This window comes from Stieleria neptunia, assembly GCF_007754155.1.
GTDB lineage: Bacteria > Planctomycetota > Planctomycetia > Pirellulales > Pirellulaceae > Stieleria > Stieleria neptunia.
Genome location: NZ_CP037423.1, coordinates 4,451,797 through 4,475,143, shown reverse-complemented (window position 1 = coordinate 4,475,143; position 23,347 = coordinate 4,451,797). Strand labels below are relative to the sequence as shown.

The following is a 23,347-nucleotide window of genomic DNA, read 5'->3' as shown; positions in this document are numbered from 1 at the left end:
CGGTACCACAGAAATTCACTAACGCCCGGATCGAGATATCAATCAGCCAGCACCGGCACAAGGCAACGGCAGTTACTGTCCTCAGAGTCCTCAAATGATTCCCGATGAAATTGAAATTGTCGTGGACGATATCTCATACCTCTGGGAGTTCGACGAGGACGAGACTCGCCCCGAGCGAAGCTGGCGGTGGTCCAGAGTGGTAGACGAAATGGAGCCGAGTGAATCGGTTCGCGGTCTGCTGAATAAGACGTTCATTGAAGACTACGCCAAAGCGATTTCCGAAGGCATTGATGACGACGCTGCGCGTAAGCAATTCGGAAAGGTGCTATCCGCGATGGGGGCTTCGAAGAAGCAACTGATCGACCTTGGATTCTTTGCTCTCGTGCAGGAAATGGATTTCTCGTTCGCTTGCGAAGAGGTATTATCCGAATTGCCCGCGGCGGCACGTACGCTCGTCAATTGTCCGGTACTGCGCAACCGCTTTTTCCAGGCGAACCCCGCCTCGAGGTTTGCATTTTCCGTTGCGCTGGTCGGGACGGGGCCATTCACACTGAACGATTTTGTTGAGTTTTTGGCCAGCCAAAACGTGGCGATTGATGACAGTTCTGAAAATACAGAAGTCGTCGTCTGCGGTCGGAATGATTGGGGCAAACAGCAAATTGATGATCTGATCGAGGATGCGACCGGACGTTGCCTTCGCTTCTATTCTCAGGAAATGTTTCTGTCGGTTTTGGCCGGTCAACCGGATCCATTTGAGACAATCGACGCGAAGGACCAAGCCTTCGTCTTCAGCGCTTTCCGAGCAGGCCATCCAACGCTTGACTACGTTTCTCAAGGATGGGCGGGGTGGGTGAAAGCGTTCGTTCGGGCTGATCGCTCGATCGCCTCGTCGTCTGCGTCGACTTTCGACCGAGCGGACGAATCCCCGCTACATACCATGGGATACCATGTCGGAAAGAGCGGGGTCGACGCCCAGGAACGTCAAGCGATCTTGTCGGCTGCATTTCGCTCCAACGTGCTGCCCGTTGTCGAATCGGCCAGGTACATGGAGGACTGGGCACAAGGCCACGGCGGCTCTGGAGCCCGACTTGAGCGAATCGCGACACACATCGTTCAGAACATTGAAAATACGGTCAATCGATCTGACGCCGCCAGATATGAGCAAGCGATTGTGGACTGGCTAAACGATCTAGCATGGATGAAGGCTGAGTTTTACCAAGGCGCAATGGCATTTGACTGGCCTTCGGCGATCCCTCCCAACTACTAAACTGGGCCGAAGTAGTCACGACGAAATGAACTCCCACTAAACCCGAAAACGATTCAGATGCATGTGCCAATTGGCGATCCACAAGGTACTCGCATTGCTGAGATGACAAGCCTGAAAGCCGATTTTTGAGCACCAAGTGTCGCTTGACGAAATGGTTGATCAATACCGCGCCGCCCCCCGCAGCCGAAGATGCCCCTTGAGCATCCGTTAGGTAGCGGCGAGACAATCGAAGATGCAACTTCATTTAGACACCACGAGACGACCCGTTTGGGACCAAGAAAGTGAGTTTTGAAATTGTGAAATGTGAATCGTGTGGAAACACGACACCTGTTCCACCAACTTGTAAGACATGCGGGCGCAAAGTCTGTGGACCGTGCCTTAGGGGTGACCAATGCGCCGTCTGCGTTGGGTGGAGCAAAAACGAGCATGCATTGGCGGACAAGATTCTAGATTATTTGGAACGTCATCCGTTGGCGCTCACTCGGGAGATCTCCAACGGGATTCGTGAGGATTTTTCCACCGTCGATCGGCTCTTGTACGGCCCACTCGCTGGTCGTGTGGCGAAGAACGATGACAACGAATGGTATTGCCTTTCCGATCAACCGCTACGGAAGAGCTTGACCAAAGTTGAGTCGGCTTCCCCTGCCACTCCACCCACGCCCGCAACCGGTGTGTCGTCATCGAATCCCTGGTCACAATCGGAAAGCTCAAGTCCGGAAACCTCCGGACAACCCGCCGACGTCAAACCGACGGAACTGATCAAATCAAAGCCGCTCCCTCCGGTCCCGTCTTGGCAGGGGACTTCTTCCCCTCATATCGACCGTCGCGCCACGATTGAAAAACGAATTGGCCGGATTTACGAGTCGCTATGCAAACCGGAGTTTGTCAGTTCGGCCAGCAAAATCGATGGCGCGAATGAGGCCATCGAACGACTGAAGTGGTCGCTTGATGAGATCGATTCGGAACTGGAGAAGGTTCCGGCAATCAGCGTCGCGATGCTGGGGCCCAGCCGACACGGCAAGAGCACGCTGCTCAATGCCCTCGCCGGCTGTACGATGCTGCCCACGTCCGACGTTAAACCGTGTACCGCTTCGATTGTCAGCATGAAACGGGAGGACCAGTGGGGGTTTACGATCAAGTTCATCGAGAAAGAACGCCTTGAGCGGGAGCGAGAAAAAGCGGTTCAAGACGCACTCGATTATTTGAAGCGGACCGCAAAAAAGATGATGGGTGATGAGCAGCCGGATGATCCCCACTATCTCCATTCCACGCTTGAGCGATTTATTCAGCTATTTGACATCAATCCAAACCTGGCGCCTGATCAGCTGATTCGCGCCGTTTATACCGCGGAAATTCCAGATTCGGTGTGCCGATTGCTAGGGCAAACTGCCAAGCCCAAGTCTAATGACGTGCAGCAAATGGAACGAACCGTCGAGAAATATCTTTCGACAAAAGACATCTACTGGACGATCGTCGACGAATGTGAAATCAGTGGGCCGTTCCCCAATTGGCATCCCAATTTGCGGCTGGTCGACGTGCCCGGCACGAACGACACGGATCCGCAGCGTACGGCAATCACCAACCGTTTGCGTGAAACCGCGAAGGCGGTCGCTATTTGCACCAGCGATAGTAATCTTGGTAGTGATATCCAATCCTGGCTCCGCAACTCCAGCGTGCTCGGCGATTTCCTGGAAGCGACGGAACAGTCAAAGCAGCATCTATTCATCATTAAGACCAAGCTGGATGCCGTCCACCCGAACTTTGATGAGTCGCAAGCGGCCCCGGATGATGAAGAAGCGCAAGAGCGGTTATTTCGCGAAGCGTTGGAGCTTCACAAACAGCAGCAAACGGAATCCTATCGAGAAATGTTCCGCCGGATCGCCTCGCCACTCTTGCCCGCTGGTAATTCGCCAGAGCAGCAGAACACACGAAAGGAGATGCTTAAACGAATCGATGGGATCAAGGTGTTCTTCGTCTCAGCGCCGGCTTACGAAGCGTTCGAGGGGCGATTCAAGGGACTCGTCCGGCAAAAACGCCACTTCATCAATCATTTCAATGGCGACAAGAACGCGACTGGCATTCCCGGCCTGGGAGATTTCACAAATGAATTGGCTGAAAAGTACTTGGCAGATTTTTACTACAACGATTTGGAACGCCAATTGGAAACGGAGGTGGACCGGTTGGTCCGCTTTTTTCGCCAGCAATGGACAACACTTGAAGCGCAACTCAGCGGCGGAAGCCAAGCGATAGCGGAACTGGTTGACGAAATCGACCGGACCATCGTCCCCTGGCTGGAAAAATCGGTCGCCAAGGGCATTCGCTCTTTCAAAGACCAGGCAGTCGATTCATCCCAAGGAATCACAAGCCAGCTGAAGAACACTGCGGCCTCCATTGACGGATTACTTTCGCAGCGTCAATCGAAATGGCGAAGCTACTACTGGAACTCGATCAAGGCTGCTTGCCGCAAATCGGGCGTCCACACGACCAGCAACGGAAAGTTCATGGATTTTAACCAGGATATCTGTTCACTGTTCGTCGACGACTTGATTCTTAGTTGGACGACCTACCGCGAAACCTGTATCCGTTCCAGCACTCAAACCATTGCGGATGATGTCGCGGCGGAGTTGCTGGTGAAATTGGATTCGGCTGCGTCTCGAACCGACGTTCCCGCGGCAACGGAAGCCATCGACTCCATCGTCACCAACATCTCGACGATCGCGCGATCGAAGCTGGACGAGTTGCGGCGGGAAGTTGACGTCGCGATTCAAGAAGTGGAATCGATCCGCAAACCCGCCTACAAGGCGATCCAGGAACTAATGGAACAGACCTACCGCGTCGTGGCGAGGGAAAGCGGGACCGGGTGCCAGGAGCGGATGCGGACGAAGTTATGCGACGGCGCAGGAGCAAACCTTCAAGCGATGTGGACGAAGGTGTTTGGCATGATCTCTGGGGCTGTCGGCGGTCTTGAATCCAAAACGGTCGCTTCAATGAAGCAGTACGGAGACTCGGCCTCGGGAGAACTGCGTAAATCGGTGTCCCGGCTGCGAGAGATTGGAAAAACGGCTCAGCGTGACGTAATAGTCGAGCAAATGGAGAGAATTCGGGAAACGGTCCTGCTGCTTTGGAATGCGCTCTCCGAAGTGGGCGATTTGGTCGTGGAGACTGCTGAATCGGAGATCATCGACGCCGCTACCGCGGACGCTTTGGAAGCGCCGGTCGACGCCGTCGCAGCCGGAGCCGCTGAAGCCGACGCAACACCTGAGGTTCATGAGCCCGAGAGGATCGAGAAATCGCAAGAAGAGTCCGAATTACCGACGGTGGAAGGTCCGATCGATTCGGACGATGCCCCGGAGCAGGCGGTTGAATCTGCGATTGAGACGACACTGGACCCCGTAGATGAATCACCGGCGGAGGCCATAGATATCGCTGGTTCGTCCGATTCAGTTCATGGGCTGGAAGACCTGTGCGAAACCACGACCTATCTGGTGCAAAAGGACCGAGCAGGCCGGTCAGCGCCCGCCGATGAACTCGTCGTACGCATCCTGACGACGTTGATCGAACACCACGGGAAAATGACGTTGGCGGCTCTGGCGGAGCGGATCGGTGTACCCGCCTTCCGTTTGCGTGGAATGCTCCCGGCGGTCCAGCGAATTTTGAACTTGGATGGGCAACAGATTCTCAAAACCGAAAGGACATCGGATTCGGTTGAGTTGAACGAAACACTGATGCGACAGGAATTCTCGCTCTAGCGGAATATCATACGGAAAACCACCATGAGCTTAAGCAAACAGAGACGACTGGATATCATCAGCGCGCTACGCCGCGGTACCGTCCCCAAAAGCAGCCTGGATGCCTTTGCCGTTGGATTGGATCACTTCCACGATGCGATCGATCAAGAATTCACCGATGTCAAAAGCGGTCGATCGGTGTTCAAGGCGGTGAGAGGCGAATACGGTTGCGGAAAAACCTTCTTTGCCCGCTGGATGGCCGAGCAGGCAAAACGAAAAGGGTTCGCAACGTCTGAAGTCCAGATCTCGGAAACAGAGACGCCGCTCTATCGGCTCGAGAAGGTCTATCGGCGAATCAACGAGCGGTTGGCCACATCGGATACACCGGACGGCGCATTTCGCAATGTGATCGACTCGTGGTTCTTTACGCTGGAACAAGATCTGCTGGCCGAAGGCGCGATCAAAGAGAGCGACGAATCGATGCTCGTGTCGAAAACCAACGAATTGATGGAACAGCGTCTTGCATCGTTGGGAGAAAACTCGCAGACCTTCAGTCTCGCCTTGCGCGGATATCGCAAGGCACAATCAGAAAACGCGCTTGCGACTGCCGATGGGATCGCAGCCTGGTTGTCCGGGCAACCCAATGTGGCCGCCGCGGCAAAACGATTTGCGGGAATCAAGGGTGACATCGACCATTTCGGCGCGTTGACCTGTCTGCAGGGCGTACTGACGATCTTGCGAGATTCCGGATATTCCGGCCTTCTGCTCGTGCTGGATGAAGTCGAGACCGTCCAACGGATGCGAAGTGATGTTCGCGAGAAAAGCCTGAACGCGCTGCGACAACTGATCGACGAAATCGATGGCGGCCGATTCCCAGGACTTTACCTGTTAATCACCGGCACCACCGCGTTCTATGAGGGGCCCCAAGGGATTAAACGACTCGAACCGTTGGCTCAGCGGTTGCATGTCGATTTCCAAACGGATGCTCGCTTTGACAATCCGCGTGCGCCGCAAATACGATTGCCCGCGTTTGATCAGGAGCGATTGGTTGCGGTTGGTGTCCGCATTCGGGACATCTACGCAGCGCACGCGGATGCACCCGATCGAATTCGAGAACTGTGCGACGACCAATATGTAGGTGATCTGGCCAACGCCGTTGCCGGCAAACTGGGAGGCCAAGTTGGGATTGCACCACGAGTCTTCTTGAAAAAACTGGTTTCCGATGTATTGGATCGAATCGATCAGTTCTCCGATTTCAACCCTCGGGAACACTACGCCTTGACAATTGATGAGTCGGAGCTTACGGCCGTCGAACGGCAAGCGGCATCGGCCGACCACGTGGACGACATCGAGCTGGAATTGTGAGTAATTTTCAGCAGCTTCATCCGGCAATTCAGCATCACATTGTCAACGCCCTGGGCTGGCGAGAGCTGCGTCCGTTCCAGGACGATCTGATTCCGAGCATCGTTCAGGGACAGCACCACATTATTCTCGCCCCAACCGCCGGCGGGAAAACAGAGGCTGCGCTGTTTCCATTGCTGACCCGCATGGCAAACGAGGACTGGAGCGGATTGTCCGTTCTTTACATCTGTCCCCTGCGCGCCCTGTTAAATAATTTGCACGAGCGGGTAACGCAGTACACGGGATTTATCGGTCGCGAAGCCGGTGTCTGGCACGGCGACACCAAGGTCTCGCAGAAGAACCAGATGCTGCGAGATCCCCCCAGCGTGATGCTAACGACTCCGGAATCTCTGGAGGGGATTCTGATTTCGCCCAATAAGGATCATCGAGCGTTCCTGTCCGGTGTTCAAGCGATCGTAATTGACGAAATCCACTCTTTTGCGGGCGACGATCGCGGTTGGCATTTGCTGTTCGTGATGAACCGAATCCGCGAAGTCGCGGGCCGTGAAATGCAGCGATTGGGGCTTTCGGCAACAGTCGGCAATCCAGAGGACCTGATGAAATGGCTGACGGTCGGATGCACCGGGACACAACGCATCTATCTGCCCGAGGCGGCGGAAGCGTCCGATCACGCGGACGTCACGTTGGACTATGTGGGCAGTATCAGTAACGCCGCGACCGTGATTTCTCGACTCCAACGTGGTCAAAAGCGATTGGTCTTCATCGACAGCCGCAGCAAGGCAGAAGAACTCGGCAACGAGTTGCGTGAATTGGATGTCGATGCGTTTGTGACACACGGATCGCTGAGCCGCGAACAGCGGCTCCTTTCCGAAAAGGCGTTTGCCGAGCGAAGTAACTGCGTCATTGTCGCGACCGGCGTGCTGGAACTGGGGATCGATATCGGATCGCTCGACAAGGTGATCCAAATCGAGGCACCCAACGATGTTGCCGGATTCCTGCAACGAATGGGACGGACGGGTCGACGCGACGGCACGACTCGGAATTGCCTGTTCCTGGCGACGAAACTGCCATCGATGGCCAGAGCGGCAGCATTGATCGAACTGTGGCGATCGGGTTATGTCGAGCCCGCTTTGGCGCCGGCGTCGCCGCTCCATATCGCGGCCCAACAGATGCTCGCTTTGACCTTGCAATCCAATGGATGCCCTGCGACCGATCTGATTCACCATTCGGAAGAGATCATTGCCTACTCGGGGATCGCAGCAGGGCAACTTTCTGAACTGTTGAACTGGATGATTGATGAAGAAATTGTTTTTTCTGATCAGGGTTTGATCTCGATGGGACGTGCAGGTGACGATGAGTATGGTCGCCGAAATTTCATCGATCTGGTGTCCGTGTTCTGCACCCCACCATTGTTCACCGTTCGGCACGGACGACAGGATGTTGGCTATGTGGATCCCCTGACATTCGCGCAAAAGCGTGAGCCGCCGTGGTACATCTTGCTTGCGGGCCGGTCCTGGAAAGTGAACCACATCGATTGGCGACGCAAGGTCGCTTACGTCGAAGCGGCTCAAGCGTCCGGCCGATCCCGATGGTATGGATTGGGGCCGCATCTCGGATTCGAGCTCTGCCAATCCTACAAGGCGATCCTGACCCAAGACTTCCGCCGAGACTGGTGGTCACAACGTGTCGTCGACCAAATGCTCGAGATGCGAATGGATCATGCCTGGCTCAAGCAAGACGGATCAACGTTAACACTGGGTGATGAAAATCGAGTGGAATGGTGGACCTTCGCGGGCACGCAAGGCAATGCAACCCTGTCCGCTGCACTTCAGCAAACGATGGCCGTCGACATCAAAAGCGATGGTTTGAAGATCTCGGTTGATCTCTCCAAATCGCTGGACGAGGTGGAGCACGCGATCAAAACGCTCAGAGACATCAACTTCCACGAAGTTCGCCCGGAAATCAGCGACCGAGCCGTCGACGGCCTCAAATTCAGCAAATGCCTGCCACGCGATATGGCCAACCAAGTCCTCGAAGACCGGTTGCGCAATGCCGAAGTTGCAAGAACAATCGCTACACAATCCGTATCAGTAGTCACTGGGTATTCGTCAGCAGACTGAACTCCGATATTTCTAACGCAAAAGTTTTCAAGTGTCGTTCGCATTCAAGCTCTTGCCTGAAAACATTGAAAACGAGCAATCCAGATCCAGCAACCGGATGGATGCGTCTTCCGCTGACACAAATCACCTTTGGTGAAGCAATCGCTTAAGTTGCCTCTGGTTCTGCTTGCTGGTACTGCCTACAAATTTCGTCAATCGACCTAAGTCGGCGTTCGATTGTCCTCTTGGGGGCGTCTATCTTGGATGCGATTTCGCTGACGGTGTATCCTTGCATCTTCAGCGAAGCAATCACCGGGAGATCGGGATGCTTTTCTTCCATTTTGCGTTTCAAAAGGGAATGCTCGACCGCGATCAGGCAAGACTCCAAATCCTCTGACGGCCTGAGATTTGCTTGAAGTGGCGAAAGCGAAGATTGCGATTCGCCGAGACCAAAAACAGATTCTGTTGCGAGCGTTCGCCTTCTTCTCGCGTCTTTGACCCGATCGCCGCAGATTCGACGAAGCTTTAACCAAAGTTGATCTCGGTTATTGAGATCTGGCATTTTTCCGGCGGCTGAGCGACAGAACAAACCGAGGAAGACTTCTTGCGCGATATCGTCCGCATCCTTGCTGCGAACGCCCATTTGACGCAGACGATTCGCAGCGTACTGGACTAGCTGCGCCTGATAGCGTTCAAAAATCTTTGATTGGGCTTCTCTTTCATCGTCAGGCAGCTGCTGAACCCAAATGCTAACAGATCCCATTTCATCCATTGATCGACCTCTCGTACGAGCATCTCGGTGTGGGTAGCCAAATTAAAACTTTTCGCTGACTGGGTTCCCAGTTTATCATTTTTTTTCAGTTGGCCTGTGTCACCGGACCCTATTGAAATGGATTTAATCGAACGGTGGATAAAACAGGTTGGGGTACCAATCAGACCGTGCGGCAGTGCCGTAGAACCAGCAACCTAGAAGATTTTGGCGAAATCTCCGATTCGTCGATCAGTGTCGCTGCAGATTTCACCGGCAATTCAGCTCGACTCGATTTACTGAAGCCGCCTCAGGTATACTCGCGAATTCTCGCATCTGGGACTTGGTCCGCAACTCTCGCACTCTATTGCTGCATGACAAATTGAATTCAGTTCGATTCACGAATTTGAATCACTTTGGGGAATCGGAGACGCAAGCTCCAGATGTCTTTGATTTTTTAGCCCAGCACACGGTTCTTTCGTTCGAAGATCGCTTAAAGGTCTTGCTCACCGATCAAAGGCATCGGTCGCTCTCGGACGCCCCGCTGACTGTGGAGGATTACTTGAACTGGATTGCCGAACAGCAACGCCCGTTTCGAAACCGAGCTCCAGGCGCTCGCCCTAGTGGACCACGCTAATGCCGCGCAGGTCCTGGAGGCGGGTACGGCCATGACGGCTCGCAATACTGCTTGATGGAGCTGACTACTTAACCTCGGTCATTGGAACTTATTACCATTTGATCTTGGGGAGACGCCCCAAGAGTTCCGGAACCGTCGGAACTTCTGAAGTGTCTAAGCTCGCTTTGATCCCCTCCCCTTCAAACCAGGACAATTCGACTTGCAGTGGGCCGAACTGTCCCTCAAGCACCACACCTTCATTTGTGACACCAATCCCTGCACCGAGGGGCTTCGCCGAAAAACACGTCCACACTCGAACCGCCGTGTAACACGTCAGAACCTTCGCCGCCGTGCACCAACGAAGGCAGCTCGGAAACATTTCGAAATTCGTCATTCCCGCCGAGGGCTTTGAAGTGAACCCAACTGATCGCACTGGATGGGTATTCGAAGGATTCAGCGCCCGCTCCTTCCGATTGGATACTGATTCGAACAGATCCGTTTCCTAAGTCGCGAATGTCAACGTGATCGGCAAGATCGCCACCTGTGATGCGGAGCTCTCTTGATTGAAAATCGAATGAAACGTCCGCGGCAAGTAAACTCCGCTGCTCCATCGTTTGCACCATGAACTTTCGCTCCAGCAGGCCTCGACGAGGTTTGCGTTGGCTGTTCCGACCACGAATCTCAGATAGAAATTTCACGTTCCAGTTCCTTATGCATGACGGTTGGTGCTCATTGCATCGTCGTATTTCGCGGAAGCGTGGAATCGACGACGGCAAACAAACTGGAGGGCTACCGAGGCAACTCGCCGAGATCCGCCACTCAAAAACTGAAAAACTTTTTGGAAGATTCGATAATGCGGCATCAACCGCAAAAACTGGCCGCTTGCCCGTGAGAATAACGACGAGTCGTCGGCACATTGTCCCTGTGCCATTCGTCCGCGGTCGACAGGTAGGTGTCTTTTTCCAGGACATTTCGGCGTTGAAACACCGTGTAAGAGCTCGGACTCTGTTGGAGAAGACTGCTCTATTGACAGACGAATCAAGATTTCTAGAAAATTTTTGGCGGAACTGAATGACTTCACTCGGTAGTCATGCGAACGACATTTTTTCGTCCGCCAATCCCGAGAAATCCAATGAAGTCAATTCGTCTTTTGGTCAGTGCTGGGCCAATCCTCGTTGCCGTTTTCGGCGTTCAAACGTCGCAAGCGCAGTTGCCGCCGCGTTTTTACCCCATGCCTGCGTTTCCCCAGCCGACTTTTGAGCACCATGGTTGGTATCCACCGCGGGTAACACAGCCGATCTATGGTCGGCCAGACCACGGGTATCCAGGGCATTGGATTCAAGTCCCTTCACAACCAAGGTATCCAGGTGCGATGCACGGATTCCCCAGGGGGCCATACCACGAGCCGTATCCTCAGCCCAATCTGCACGCACACGGCGTCGGCAATTCGGGACACGGCGGACCGGCATCCTCTTCCTCGCTCGGTTGCAAGATCAATCCCGTCCTTGTTCCGGGCAAGGGCTATCTCGTTCTGCATGTCCATCCTGGAAGCTTTTCGGAGCGAAACGGAGTTCGACCGGGTGACTATGTCATCGGTGTCAACGGCGTCAATTTGAAGAGCCCGCTCTCACGCTTTGTTGCGACCGCTTCGCTCGTACTCAACGGGCTTCGAGGCCAACTCACTTTTGAGCGACCGAGCGGCCAACGATACGACGTGGTGATGCGGTAATTCGCCTAGCTCGTCGAAACAAGATTGAATGTTTTCGTATTTGGAGACACGGATGGCTCCCACTAAACACCTAGCCGAATCAACGACGGAGGAAAACGTTGTGAACGGCAGTTTTCCCAGGGAATGAACGATCCGATGTCTACAAACCTTCTTAAATCAGTTGTCTTCGCCGCCATCACGACTCTGTGCCTCGCAGGACATCTTCGAGCGCAGTCGGCGTCTGGCCAACGGAATGCATTCGACTCCAGGACCGAACAACAAGCAAACGATTTGATCAATTCCCGAGTCTCAAGAAACGCGATTCGCGACGCGGAAGAATTGCTGGAAGCAACTCAAACACGGGGTTGGAGCTACCTCGGAACGGATGGAAAGAGCCGTCAAGTCTATGAAGCCTACGCCGGTGTTCAATTGCACGGCGGAGAACCATGGGTGGTTTTCCAAAGCAGAAGACGAGCACCAGTCAGCTCTTTGAGGGAAAACGAGAAGCGACTCGTCGAAAAAATCGGCGAGCTCGTTCGTCGCGTCGCATCACACCATGATGACTTGGTCATGGTGGAGCGAGCAGCCATGGAACGACAGCACCAGCAAGCGCAGCGTGAGCAGCAACTACTGGAAGAAATGGAACGTCAACGGATCGAGCAAACCACCGTTCCCCGTTTGATTGTCGTTCGGGATTTTGTCGCTGAAATGCCGACACAAAATGGGGTTCGTCCAATCGTGGTATCAGCCAACGAAGAGTTCACCGCGTTGGCCGAACGCGAGGGGGAAGTCATGATTTCGTTCTACGGGGACACCGTTTGGGTCGCCAAAGGAAACTTTGCGGTGATCGGACGGGTGCCTCGGCCCTCCGACGAACCAGCATCCCGAAACAGCGGGATGCATCAATCACAACGGCCTGCATTGCCCGATGTGGAACCGCCGCAATTGGATATAAGGTTAGAATTTGATAATATCAATGACGGTGGACTTGTGCGGCAAGTTTTCCGAGGAGGAGAAGGAGAACGCATGGGGATCCGGGCCGGCGACGTTATCATGCAAGTCAACAATCGGCCGGTGCGGACTTATAACGAGGCAATGACGGCCACCCGTATGGGCAACGGTTCCATTAAACTGCTGGTTCAACGCCAAAACCAAATGATTGTGCTTTCAACCGCTTCACAGAAAGCCGGCGGTAGTCTGCCGTTTGGAGTGACTCAGGCCAGACCGCATCGCTACGGCGGATTGGTAGTGGGCGACGTCGATCCAAACTCGATCGCAGGTCGACTCGGAATCGGTCGGGGCGACGTGATTGTTTCGCTGAATGGCATCCCAATGTCCAGCCCCGAATCACTCATCGCGCATAATCAAAACCCGGCGGGACGCTACCAGATCGTTTTGGCCAATACTTACGGATCCGGTACAAGGACACTCAGTTGGCCGAACTGAACGATCCAAATCGACGTTTCCGATTACGTTGAGCGGTCTACAATGTTGGACCGCTGAACGCCGGCCCGCGATAACGGCGTTCAGCGATGCGTTAAGACATTGCGAAAACTCGCGGCTGCGACGGTTCTTGGTCGCAACTGACGATGTTGTGAGTTGGCTATAATCGGACGGATTCAAAAGCGGGATCATCTCCGCATCGACTCTGTCCCGTCAGCCAACGGAAAAAATGGAATCCAACTTAACCCAACAATTTGAGTCGTTGTGGGACTCGGCCACTGAAGTGCCAGACGTCTTTGAGTTTCTTAATCGCCAGACGGATCTTCCATCCGAAGAGCGATTGAAGATTATCTCGATTGATCAGAGGCGACGTTGGCAAACGGACACTCCGCTGATTGCTGAAGACTATCTGGCACGCTGTCCCGAGGTTTTCGATGAAGCCGACTCCAAGGTGCGGCTCGTTGTCAGCGAATTTGAAATCCGCCAAAGCATCGGCGAATCTCTCAGTGTCGACGAATTTGCGACTCGGTTTCCAGAGATTCGCGATTCGCTTCACACGTCACTCGCCAAACTCACCTCTCGCGACGGCAATGCCCCGACAATTGACGAAGGGGAACAAAATCTTCCGCGTGTGGCGAACCGAGTCCAGCTCGACGACCTTTGCGATTCATTTGAACAAGCTTGGAAAAACGAAGGCGATTCGCCACGGATCGAATCGTACGTTGATCAATGTGAACTTCCGATTCGCTCGACCGCGTTGGCGGAATTGATCCATCTCGATGATTGGTGGCGGCGAAAGCATGGTCAGCATCCGCAGCAAAGCGACTATCTGAATCGTTTCCCGGACGAACAGGATGCAGTTAAAAGAGCATTCATCCAATCGACGAAAACGTATATCTCTGATGCCACCGTCGGAGATGTACACCGAGGCCGCTACCGATTGCTTCGGGTTCTTGGCGAGGGCGGCTTTGGATGCGTACATCTGGCGATCGATGCCGAACTTCGCCGCCAAGTTGCGATCAAAGTTCCGAAACCGGAACGATTCAAATCGGCGGAAGATGCGGATCTCTATTTGGCCGAGGCTCGAACGGTTGCCGGCCTGGATCATTCCAATATCGTGCCGGTTTACGATGTTGGGCGTACCGAGGATGGATCAATTTACATCGTCTCGAAATACATTCAGGGACAAACGTTAGCGGACGTGATCCGGCAAGAACGTCCCGCCCCCAAAGACGCTGCAATTTTGATGGCGACGGTGGCTAACGCCCTGGAGTATGCACATCAGCAGCGGCTGATTCACCGTGATATCAAACCGGGAAATATCCTGATCGAAGACGCCACGACGACACCCTACGTCACCGATTTCGGACTGGCGATTCGTGAGGAAGACTATTTTGACAACCTCAACATCGCCGGGACACCCGCTTACATGAGTCCCGAACAGGCACGCGGCGAAGGTCACCGACTGGATGGACGGAGCGATGTTTTCTCCATGGGGACCGTTTTCTACGAATTGTTGACCGGCAAGCGTCCGTTCCGCGGCAGCACGCCCAACGAACAAATGCACCAGGTGATCAGCACCGATCCGATCCCACCTCGTCAAATCGATGATTCCGTTCCGGTTGAATTGGAACGAATTTGTCTGAAAGCTCTTACCAAACGGCTTTCCGCCCGCTATTCCAGCGCCGCGGCGCTGGCCAACGATTTGTCGCAGTGGCAACCCGGCGAGAACCAACAAGCAGCAGAACAGACGATTGTTCCCAAAGGACTGCGTTCATTTGACTCGGATGATTCCGAATTCTTCTTGGAGTTATTGCCTGGTCCCCGCACTCGCGATGGATTGCCGGAAATTATTCAGTTTTGGAAGAAACGGTTAGAGGAAACTGATCCGGACCAGACCTTTGCGGTGGGATTGATCTATGGTCCGTCGGGTTGTGGAAAATCATCGTTGGTCAAAGCCGGCTTGTTACCGCGAATCTCTCCGGACGTCGTGACCGTCTATGTCGAAGCGACAGCGGATGAGACGGAATTGCGGATCATGCGCGGACTTCGCAAGTGGTTGCCGGACTTGAATCAAGAGTCCGGATTTGCGGAAACGTTCGCGACGCTGCGTCGCGTCGAAGGACGAAAAATTGTTGTGATCGTCGACCAGTTCGAACAGTGGCTTCACGCCCATCGATCCGAACGCGACACGGAACTGGTTGCCGGATTACGACAATGCGATGGAAAGAGCTTACAAGCCGTCATGATGGTCCGCGACGATTTCGGAATGGCCGCGACCAGGTTCATGGACGCGTTGGACATCCCTCTGATCCAGGGACACAACTTTGCAACGGCTGACCTGTTTGACGTCGATCACGCCCAGAAAGTGCTGATCAAGTTTGGACAGGCGTTCGGCAAACTGCCGCCGAACAACACAAAAATAGCGGCTAACCAGGAAGCATTCGTCCAGGCGACTGCAAATGGATTGGCACAAGACAACAAAGTCGTTTCCGTCCGTCTGGCCCTGTTTGTCGAAATGGTCAAGGGTAAACCGTGGAGTCCCAAGACGTGGGACGAAGTCGGCGGCACAGAGGGCATCGGTGTCAACTTTTTGGAAGAAACGTTCAGCTCGCGCGCTGCGAATCCGACACACCGACTCCATCAGCAGGCGGCTCGCGAAGTCCTAAAGAGCCTACTGCCGGAAGTCGGCAGCGACATCAAGGGCCACATGCGATCATTCGCAGAACTGTTGGAAGTGAGCGGGTACCAAGATCGACGCGGCGACTTCAACACACTCATGCGAATTCTCGATGGGGAATTACGTCTGATCACGCCGACCGACCCCGAAGGTTTTCAATCCGGATCGGGCAGTGATCCCAACGCAAAATTTTATCAGCTCACACATGACTACTTGGTGCCTTCGCTCAGGGAATGGCTGACCCGCAAGCAACGAGAAACCCATCGCGGGCGGGCCGAGTTGCTTCTTTCCCAGCGTTCCGCATCGTGGGACGCAAAACCAGAGAATCGCCACCTTCCGTCGCCGAGCGAATGGCTGCGGATCCGAACACTGACCAAAAAGCCGAAATGGACTGCTTCAGAGCAGAGAATGATGCGCCGAGCGGGAAAGCGGCATGGGTTTCATGTCGCGATCATCGCCACGACATTGATAGCAGTCGTTTGGGGTGCGGTGGTCACCCAAAACGCAGTCCAAAAAAACCGGGCCGAGCTGATCGCCCAAAAGGAGCAAGAGCTGGATATCGCAGAAGCCAAACAGATTGTAAAGGGACTGTTTCAGGCTGACACATCGCAGGTCCAAACGATCATTGGCAATCTGAGCAACTATCGACGATTGGTTGAGGACGACTTGAGCAAGGCGTTTGACGGTGCCCCCGAGAATTCCAACGCCAAACTCCATGCGGCACTCGCGATGTTGCCTGACGACCCGTCCGTGCTGCCGTTTCTCAAGCAACGATTGTTGACTGTCGCGCCCACGCAGTTTGGATTTGTCCGCGACCTTCTGCTTGAGCACAAGCAGGAATTAGTTCTTACGTATTGGGAGATCGCGCTCGAATCGAGCGAGGAGCCGAAACGGCGATTTCAAGCGGCGTGCGCCCTGGCCAGTTTTGATCCCGAAAACGAGCAATGGCAGACGCGGGATCTTACGCGTTTTTTGGCCGCTCATCTGGTGGGCGTCATGCCATCGGAGTTGTTGCCGTGGCGCAACGCTTTGCGACCGGCGCAAAAGCATCTGGTTGCTGATTTAGGCGCCATTTATCGAGACAAGAGTCAAGGCGAGCAGACTCGTAACTTTGCTACCGACACCCTGGCCGACTATTTGAGCGATGATGTCGATGGATTGTTCGAGTTGCTTATGGATTCCGAACCGAATCAGTTCACTGCGCTGTTCGATACATTTGCAAAGCATCGGGACCAAGCCCTGGTCATGCTCAACGAAGAGGTCAATCGTTCGAAAAGTTCGGTTGGCGATTCACCGCTCGATCCGGCAAGGCAACTACCGGTAGCTGAGCTAACACTGTCAAGGGAAATGTTCGCTCGTCGCCAAGCGAATGCGGCTGCAGCGCTGGCGAGACTCGGCGAGCATGAAGCGTTGTTTTCAGCCTTGAGGATCACCGATGACCCGGAATCGCTAACACAGTTTGTGCATCGTTGTCGCGGCGAAGGCGTGACAACGGCCCAATTGCTAGAATGTCTGAAACTTGCCGATCGAAATCGGCAGGTACTTCGTGGTAATGCTCGCCGAATCGAAGACCGCGTCCTGTTCGGACTCTTGCTGGCTTTGGGTGAGTTCACATTGGATGAGTTGCCGAGCGACCAGAAGCAGCCGACAGTAGAACAAGTAAGCGGCTGGTATCGTGACGACCCCAGTTCCGCCATCCACGGGGCGACCGGTTGGCTGCTACGGCAATGGGCCCAGACCGAGCTCGTGCGTCAAGTCGATGAAACGGGGCGTCCATACGATCCGGATCGTGAATGGTTCATCCTTACCTTCGAAGCGCACAGCCAGCGTTTCTATCAAACGTACGTCGTAATTCCACCGGGGGAATACGTCATCGGCTCGCCTACCGATGAGCCTGATCGCATTTTTGACGAGGTGTTCAAACACGTAAGACTCACGCGACCGGTGGCGATCTTGGATCGGGAAATCACTCGCCGAGAGTTCGAATTGCAGGGCCAGTGGGACCTTGGAAATGACCAATACATGCCTAGTGTGGAACATCCGAAAGTGGCATCATCGTGGTTCGACAGCGTCCATTTTTGTCGCTGGCTGACGAAGCTAGCGGGATTCTCGGAAAAAGATCAGGTGTATGCCGATCCGTCCGAGCTAGACCCTTCACAGTATCCGCGTGATACCGACTCAGGCTTTCCGAGTAACTGGCCACTGAACCTGGAAGCTCGAGGTTTTCGATTACCGACTGAAGTGGAATGGGAGATTGCCGCGAGAGCTGGAATGCGAACGATGTACGGCTTTGGAGGAGACGAAAAACTGCTCGCCAATTATGGCTGGTTCCAATCGAACAGCGGACGTCAAACTCATCCTCCGAAAGAACTCCGCCCCAATTTTGGCGGACTGTTCGACATGCACGGAAACGTGGTGGAGTCGTGCCACGACTGGCGTTATAGGTACCCTCCAAATAGCATAAGAAACGAACCTGTAGGTTCTACAGCGGGCTCGTTCCGGATTTGTCGTGGCGGGAGCTGGAACGACAGTGCTGCGGACTGCCGGTCAGCATACCGCGGATGGTTCCACACGAAGTTTCGCAACGTTGGCATCGGCCTGCGTGTAGCCCTAGTTCCATTCAGTCCGGGCAAGCATGAGGCGGAGGCGGACAGCGAAGGCACTAGCGGAGCGGCGACCGCAGAGGGGAGCGGGAGGAGTGATTAAATTTCTTAAGGAAAATTTCCGACATCAATAGCTGACAAGCAACGCAATCATGCTTGGAACTTCCAATCCGGTCGATACATGGTGCTTGGGGTGAGGGGAGCCCGAGTGGGAATTGCAGCCGGAGGGTTTGCAAATCCCGGAACACTTTCAACGCCAAGAGACGATCCAAGTCCGGGTGCAAACGACCGGAGAAAAACGAGCGACAGAGTGTCTATCCGGACAGTCACGACGAATTCCACCTCGAGCCGTTTCTATGATATCTTCACGTGGTGCAATACGCGCTTCGCCCACATTCATGTAGGAACCTATTTTGGCAGACGATCCTGAATCGATGGTCCTGTTGGACCGTTGGAAAGCCGGTGATGAATCGGCGGCGGAAGAAATTTTCACCCGCTACATGAACCGGCTGGCCGGACTTGCGAGGTCTCGGTTGTCGGAGAAGATGCAGCGACGTGTCGATGCGGAGGACGTTATCCAATCGGTTTATCGCAGCTTCTTTCGCCACGCCAAAGATGATCGTTACGAGTTGAAGCGAAGCGGCGATCTGTGGCGATTGTTGGCCGCCATCACCGTCAACAAGACGATGGGGCAAGTCGAGTTTCACCAGGCCGCCAAGCGTGCAATTGATGGGGAAAGGGATTGGTCTGAAGATGAAAATGCGTCCGTGATCTCGCCGTTCGCAATCGCGAGAGAGCCGACCGTCGAAGAAGCGGTCGCGCTCAACGACGAGATCGAAGCATTCATGAAAACACTTGAACCGCTTGAGCGAAAGGTCTTGGAAATGCGCCTCCAGGATCGTAGTACCGAAAAAATTGCCGACGAAGTTGAGTATAGCCCGCGCACCGTGCGGCGAATTTTGGATCGCGTGAAGGAAACGCTCACGGCGCGATTGAATCACGTCAACAGCGATTAGTGTATTGTGATATTTTTCGTGGGTTGCCAGCCCGCACGCGTCAGCAAGGCGCGCCGGTCGCTGACGCGTCCCGCTGGCATGTGGTGTCGGCGTCATAACGCATCTGTGCCAAACCACTCGTGGTAGAGACGATCGTACTTTCCGGATTCCTTCAGTTTCAACAGCACGCGGTTGAACGGTTCGAGGAGATCGCTGTTGGTCGGGAACGCGAATCCGTAGTACTGGGGACGGAAGACGTCGCCCGCAATAGCAAACTCGGAATCGTGACGCGCCACGTAGCGGACGCTGGGGTCGTCATAGACGACCGCGTCAATATCGCCCGTCCGCAGCAACTGACAAGCATCTTCAAACGTGGGGCATTCCCGAACGTGAAATCCTTGGTCGTTCAAAAAATCGCAACTCGTTGTCCCCGCCTTCGTTGCGACTCTGCAGCAAGAAAGATCGTGGTAGGAATTGATTCCGGAAACGCGTCGCTGATCCATGATGTCCGCCGTGAACGCAGCAACGATCAATCCGAACAAGCCGATTCCGACCAGCATGATGATCACCGCCAAGAAACGGCCCGCCCACTTTTTGGGAACGACGTCCCCGTAACCGACCGTCGACATGGTGGCGACGACGCACCAAAACGCATCGAAAATCCCCGGGAAATAACTCGCATTGATTGTCTGGTTTCCGCGTTCGAAGACCCACAGGACATGACCAAACACCCCCAGAAAACCAAGCAGCCCGAACAGGATCCGCCGCGTCTTCAAGCTTACAACCGGCAACCAACCACGATCGCGACGAACGAGGATTCGTAAACCTGAATTGAGGGTTGGCAGGGAAAAATCCAACTCCTGTTCGCGAGCGGCGGTAATGCTCACGCCGGCGATTGCGACGTCGGCCTCTCCGTCACGCACCATCGCCAGCTTGTCGCGAAAGTCCGCTCGTTCGAAACGAGTTTTAATTTGTAACTCTTGGGCACACATTTCCCATAGTTCCACCGAAAACCCATGGAGCCCGTCTTCGACGAAGATCGCGCAGGGGCGGATTTCACTGACGGCGACCGTGACATCAGTGGTCGTAACATCGGCAGCCCCGATACCGGCAGCCACGCTCGTTGCCAGATTCCCGGCAAGACAGGCCAACAGCAGGAAGGCGAACGGCAGGAACAGGGATTTGGTTTTCATCTTAGCCAACCTTCTCCATGGCTTCCTGAAGCTCTTCGAAGATTCCGATCACGGTTGTGATGCCGACGGAACTGGATTGCATGCTGGTACTCATCACGGTCTTGGTGGCCAACATCGAATCGGCGGTGATTTCCATCGTCTCGCAGACCGTATCGAAGGTATCGATCATTTCTTGCAACGTCGAAACCAGGTCTCCGTACGTTTCTTCCTGGCGGTTCTCCAATTGGCCGACCGTTTCCTCGGAGGTCTGATTGGTCGACTCGCTGACCTCCTCGACTTTTGCCTGGACTTCGGTTGCCATCTTGTCCAAGTTTTCGTTGGCCTGGCTGAATTGCTCTTCAACGGACGAGACCACTTGCTCGGCAAAATGCGTTTCGAAGTCCTCGTATCGCTCTTGGAGGGACGATTGATGTTCCGCCACGGTGTTCCCTTCGGATTCGAAGGCGTTTCGCAGCCCTTCTGCGGCTTCCTTCGTGTTTGCCTCCGCTCCTCGGATCGCTTGCTCGACCTGGGAGGTGGCCGCGGCTACCGCTTCCGCTTTAGCTTGAATTTCGGCTGCAGATTCCTCCAATCCGGCCGTGACACTCGTCATCGACTGGTTCAAGCCCTGAAACTCGTCGTCCACCATCTGGCGATATTCATCAAGGTGGCTCCGCGCCGCTTCCACTTGCTCCAACACTTGCTCGTACTCTTGCGTTTGCTCTTCACGCGCCGTGGCGATGACTCCCAGAAAGTCTTCGAGAATGGAGTCGAGCTCCGACGCGAGGGACGCGGTTCGTTCATCGAGTTGCTGGACCTCCGTTTGGACGTTTTGCAGCTGTCCATCCGCGTCGTCAAATTCCGTGTGCAATTCATTCAGACGGGTGACGGCTTCGCCAGCGACGGTTTGAAAATCGGCCATGGTTTCGGTTCCTAGAGGGTGTTTCGGTTCGTTCGATCAGAGAGAGAAATGCTTCAGCCGACGCCCCATTGCGAGGCAACGCTTTGTACTTGTTCAATCCCCTGCTTGAGAGGATCCAGATGATCGGTCAATTCTTCGATCATCGGCTCCAGCATTTCACGGATGGCCTTGGTCTCCGCATCGGCTTCATCCATCTTGGCGGTGATGTCGTCGACCAATTGGACGAGTTCGTCAATCGCTTCATCGATCAGTTGCTTGAGTTCGTCCTCGATGGACTCTTGCACCCGATCGAGCACTCCTTCGACGCCTCCGGCCAAGACTTGTTCACAAATCTCGCCGACGGCCGATTCATAGTTCTCACGAGTGGTATCGATCGTCTCCGAGACCGAAGCTCGCTTTTCGTCCAGTTCACTCTTTCGGTCGCTCAATGTCTCTGAACCGCCTGTCGTTTGTTCGCTGAGTTTCTCGACGGTCTCTTCGGCTTGCGTTTTCAGTTGATCCAGCTGCGACCGCAGCGATTCAAAGGCGGCCTTGAGCTGGTCGACTTCAGATTCCGTTTCGCCGCGATGCGAATCGGAGGCCGATTGAGTTTCGTCAACCTTGGCCTTGAGGGTCTCCACCATTTCGTCGCTGCTCTGCGCGACGGATTCGCACTGTTGCTGCAAACCTTGGACGCCGGCGATGACTTGCGAGTTTTGCTCCTGTGTGGTCTCGCCGACCTGCTGCATTTGGTTGAATAGATCTTCCACTTCCTGTTCCAGCGACTGCCGCTGTTGTTCACTTTCGGTTTGGTAATCCGACATGGCTTCGACGAGTGTCGAGAGCCGTTCGGTCAACATGCCATCCAAATCGCCCGCGTGGCCGCCCAGTTCGTCGAGTTGCGCCTTGACGGCAATACTCTGCTGAACGACCTGCTGCGCCCGAATGGGCATTTCGGTGGTGGATTCGCCGAGAATTCGAATTTGTTCTGCGTCCATTGTTCTGTACCTTTTGGGTTAGCCCGGGATCATGTCCATGGCGTCGTTGATGAGTTCCAGTAGTTTTTTGACCGTGACAAGGTATGGCAGGATGGCCGACAACGAACCCGTGGTTGAGACACCAACGGACGTCATCGAAATGGCCTGGACAATCTCGGCGGCGAACGCGGTCAGAATTTCCTGGATCAATTGTTCCAGGGCTTCGGAGACCTCGGTTTCCGCTTGTTGTTGCGCGTATTCGGTGAGGTTGCTGAAGGTCTGTTCGACCCGTTCAATGAGCTGCTCACCTAAGTTGTCGATTTCACCATCCAGGTCTTCTTGCAGTTCAGTCAGTTCCTCGCCAAAACTGCTGACGGCCTCTGCCATCTCGCCGCGAATCCCGGTTTCGATCGCTTCTTCGAGCGAGTCGAACAGTTCATTGATCGCGGCAAGGATGGTGTCCCGTGTTTGCGAAACCAAAGTCTCAAAGGCCGAATCAACGGTTGAAACAGTTTCTTCAAGATCTGTCTGGAACCCTTCCGCCGTTTCGGTGACTAGTGCAAAGGTTTGTTCGCTGGAGGCAGAGATGGTTTCAACAGTCACTTTCGCCTCGCCCAACTGTTGCGTTGCTTCCTCCAGACTGGAGCTGATCGTTTCTAACGCGGCCTCCAACGTTTCCAGTGTGGAGGCAATCTCTTCCCGAGCCGATGTCGCGTTGGAAACAAACTCGTCATGGGTGGACTCAAGCTGTTCGGCGATTTGTTCAGCCGATTCAGTGAGCTCAGACAAGGCCTTGGTGACTTCACCAGCGGACTGCTCCACGTCGGACGATTCGACGTATTCAGAGATCGACCGAAAATGTTCGGCAATTTCTCCGGTGACTTCGTCCAGTTGCGGCACATGATCCGACAGTTCCTGGCGAGCGGTATCCCCCAGGTCGTGCCCTGTATCCAACATCGCCAAGAGTTGACGCATCCGTTGTTGGGATTCATCAACGTTTTGAGCAATTTCTTTGACACTCACAGTAAGATCCTTACAAGTTTAGAGA

The 23,347-nt window shown here is 54.4% G+C and carries 14 protein-coding genes; 8 read left to right on the top strand and 6 right to left on the bottom strand.

Annotated features, from left to right (window positions below):
• Window positions 1-94 precede the first annotated feature (94 nt).
• The 4 genes from Enr13x_RS15510 to Enr13x_RS15495 all read left to right on the top strand — a co-directional run bounded on the left by Enr13x_RS15510 (window position 95) and on the right by Enr13x_RS15495 (window position 8,477).
• Complete coding sequence (locus Enr13x_RS15510) at window positions 95-1,267, top strand: hypothetical protein (RefSeq protein ID WP_145387543.1); 1,173 nt, start codon at window positions 95-97, stop codon at window positions 1,265-1,267.
• A gap of 431 nt (window positions 1,268-1,698) precedes the next feature.
• Window positions 1,699-5,016: a dynamin family protein gene (locus tag Enr13x_RS15505; protein WP_145387541.1), complete on the top strand. Its 3,318-nt coding sequence runs from the start codon at window positions 1,699-1,701 to the stop codon at window positions 5,014-5,016.
• 24 nt (window positions 5,017-5,040) lie between these two features.
• On the top strand, window positions 5,041-6,360 hold the full coding sequence (gene brxD / locus Enr13x_RS15500) for a BREX system ATP-binding protein BrxD (protein ID WP_145387539.1): 1,320 nt from the start codon (window positions 5,041-5,043) through the stop codon (window positions 6,358-6,360).
• Window positions 6,357-8,477, top strand: a complete 2,121-nt coding sequence (locus Enr13x_RS15495) for a DEAD/DEAH box helicase (RefSeq protein WP_145387538.1) — start codon at window positions 6,357-6,359, stop codon at window positions 8,475-8,477. Before brxD ends, Enr13x_RS15495 begins: the two co-directional genes overlap by 4 nt.
• A gap of 145 nt (window positions 8,478-8,622) precedes the next feature.
• On the opposite strand, the gene Enr13x_RS15490 is transcribed toward Enr13x_RS15495, so the two are convergent.
• Window positions 8,623-9,228: an RNA polymerase sigma factor gene (locus tag Enr13x_RS15490; RefSeq protein ID WP_145387535.1), complete on the bottom strand. Its 606-nt coding sequence runs from the start codon at window positions 9,226-9,228 to the stop codon at window positions 8,623-8,625.
• Window positions 9,229-10,077: 849 nt separating this feature from the next.
• Entirely contained in the window at window positions 10,078-10,518 is a 441-nt protein-coding gene (locus Enr13x_RS15485; protein WP_145387532.1) for a hypothetical protein, read from the bottom strand.
• Window positions 10,519-11,192: 674 nt separating this feature from the next.
• Here Enr13x_RS15485 and Enr13x_RS15480 point away from each other — a divergent pair.
• The 4 genes from Enr13x_RS15480 (at window position 11,193) to Enr13x_RS15465 (ending at window position 19,270) form a co-directional block, all read left to right on the top strand.
• Window positions 11,193-11,549: a PDZ domain-containing protein gene (locus Enr13x_RS15480; protein WP_145387530.1), complete on the top strand. Its 357-nt coding sequence runs from the start codon at window positions 11,193-11,195 to the stop codon at window positions 11,547-11,549.
• 567 nt (window positions 11,550-12,116) lie between these two features.
• Window positions 12,117-12,974 (top strand): PDZ domain-containing protein, encoded by an 858-nt coding sequence (locus Enr13x_RS38945; RefSeq protein WP_231744317.1) that lies wholly within the window; start codon window positions 12,117-12,119, stop codon window positions 12,972-12,974.
• A 226-nt stretch (window positions 12,975-13,200) separates the two neighbouring features.
• On the top strand, window positions 13,201-18,357 hold the full coding sequence (locus Enr13x_RS15470; RefSeq protein ID WP_145387526.1) for a bifunctional serine/threonine-protein kinase/formylglycine-generating enzyme family protein: 5,157 nt from the start codon (window positions 13,201-13,203) through the stop codon (window positions 18,355-18,357).
• 310 nt (window positions 18,358-18,667) lie between these two features.
• On the top strand, window positions 18,668-19,270 hold the full coding sequence (locus tag Enr13x_RS15465) for an RNA polymerase sigma factor (protein ID WP_145387524.1): 603 nt from the start codon (window positions 18,668-18,670) through the stop codon (window positions 19,268-19,270).
• Window positions 19,271-19,362: 92 nt separating this feature from the next.
• On the opposite strand, the gene Enr13x_RS15460 is transcribed toward Enr13x_RS15465, so the two are convergent.
• From Enr13x_RS15460 to Enr13x_RS15445, 4 genes are read right to left on the bottom strand one after another with little or no spacing between them, the layout of a single operon-like run.
• Window positions 19,363-20,442, bottom strand: coding sequence for a transporter substrate-binding domain-containing protein (locus Enr13x_RS15460; protein ID WP_145387522.1), 1,080 nt, complete (start codon window positions 20,440-20,442; stop codon window positions 19,363-19,365).
• 1 nt (window position 20,443) lies between these two features.
• Window positions 20,444-21,343, bottom strand: a complete 900-nt coding sequence (locus Enr13x_RS15455; protein WP_145387520.1) for a coiled-coil domain-containing protein — start codon at window positions 21,341-21,343, stop codon at window positions 20,444-20,446.
• A gap of 53 nt (window positions 21,344-21,396) precedes the next feature.
• Window positions 21,397-22,320: a hypothetical protein gene (locus Enr13x_RS15450; RefSeq protein WP_145387518.1), complete on the bottom strand. Its 924-nt coding sequence runs from the start codon at window positions 22,318-22,320 to the stop codon at window positions 21,397-21,399.
• An 18-nt stretch (window positions 22,321-22,338) separates the two neighbouring features.
• Window positions 22,339-23,322: a coiled-coil domain-containing protein gene (locus tag Enr13x_RS15445; protein ID WP_145387516.1), complete on the bottom strand. Its 984-nt coding sequence runs from the start codon at window positions 23,320-23,322 to the stop codon at window positions 22,339-22,341.
• Window positions 23,323-23,347: the final 25 nt, after the last annotated feature.

What these genes read in the sequence shown, in the direction of transcription:
- Enr13x_RS15510 (WP_145387543.1), top strand. Translation starts at nt 95, where the DNA reads ATGATTCCCGATGAAATTGAAATTGTCGTGGACGATATCTCATACCTC.
- brxD (WP_145387539.1), top strand. Translation starts at nt 5,041, where the DNA reads ATGAGCTTAAGCAAACAGAGACGACTGGATATCATCAGCGCGCTACGC.
- Enr13x_RS15490 (WP_145387535.1), bottom strand. Translation starts at nt 9,228, where the DNA reads ATGGATGAAATGGGATCTGTTAGCATTTGGGTTCAGCAGCTGCCTGAC.
- Enr13x_RS15480 (WP_145387530.1), top strand. Translation starts at nt 11,193, where the DNA reads ATGCACGGATTCCCCAGGGGGCCATACCACGAGCCGTATCCTCAGCCC.
- Enr13x_RS38945 (WP_231744317.1), top strand. Translation starts at nt 12,117, where the DNA reads ATGGAACGACAGCACCAGCAAGCGCAGCGTGAGCAGCAACTACTGGAA.
- Enr13x_RS15470 (WP_145387526.1), top strand. Translation starts at nt 13,201, where the DNA reads ATGGAATCCAACTTAACCCAACAATTTGAGTCGTTGTGGGACTCGGCC.
- Enr13x_RS15460 (WP_145387522.1), bottom strand. Translation starts at nt 20,442, where the DNA reads ATGAAAACCAAATCCCTGTTCCTGCCGTTCGCCTTCCTGCTGTTGGCC.
- Enr13x_RS15455 (WP_145387520.1), bottom strand. Translation starts at nt 21,343, where the DNA reads ATGGCCGATTTTCAAACCGTCGCTGGCGAAGCCGTCACCCGTCTGAAT.
- Enr13x_RS15450 (WP_145387518.1), bottom strand. Translation starts at nt 22,320, where the DNA reads ATGGACGCAGAACAAATTCGAATTCTCGGCGAATCCACCACCGAAATG.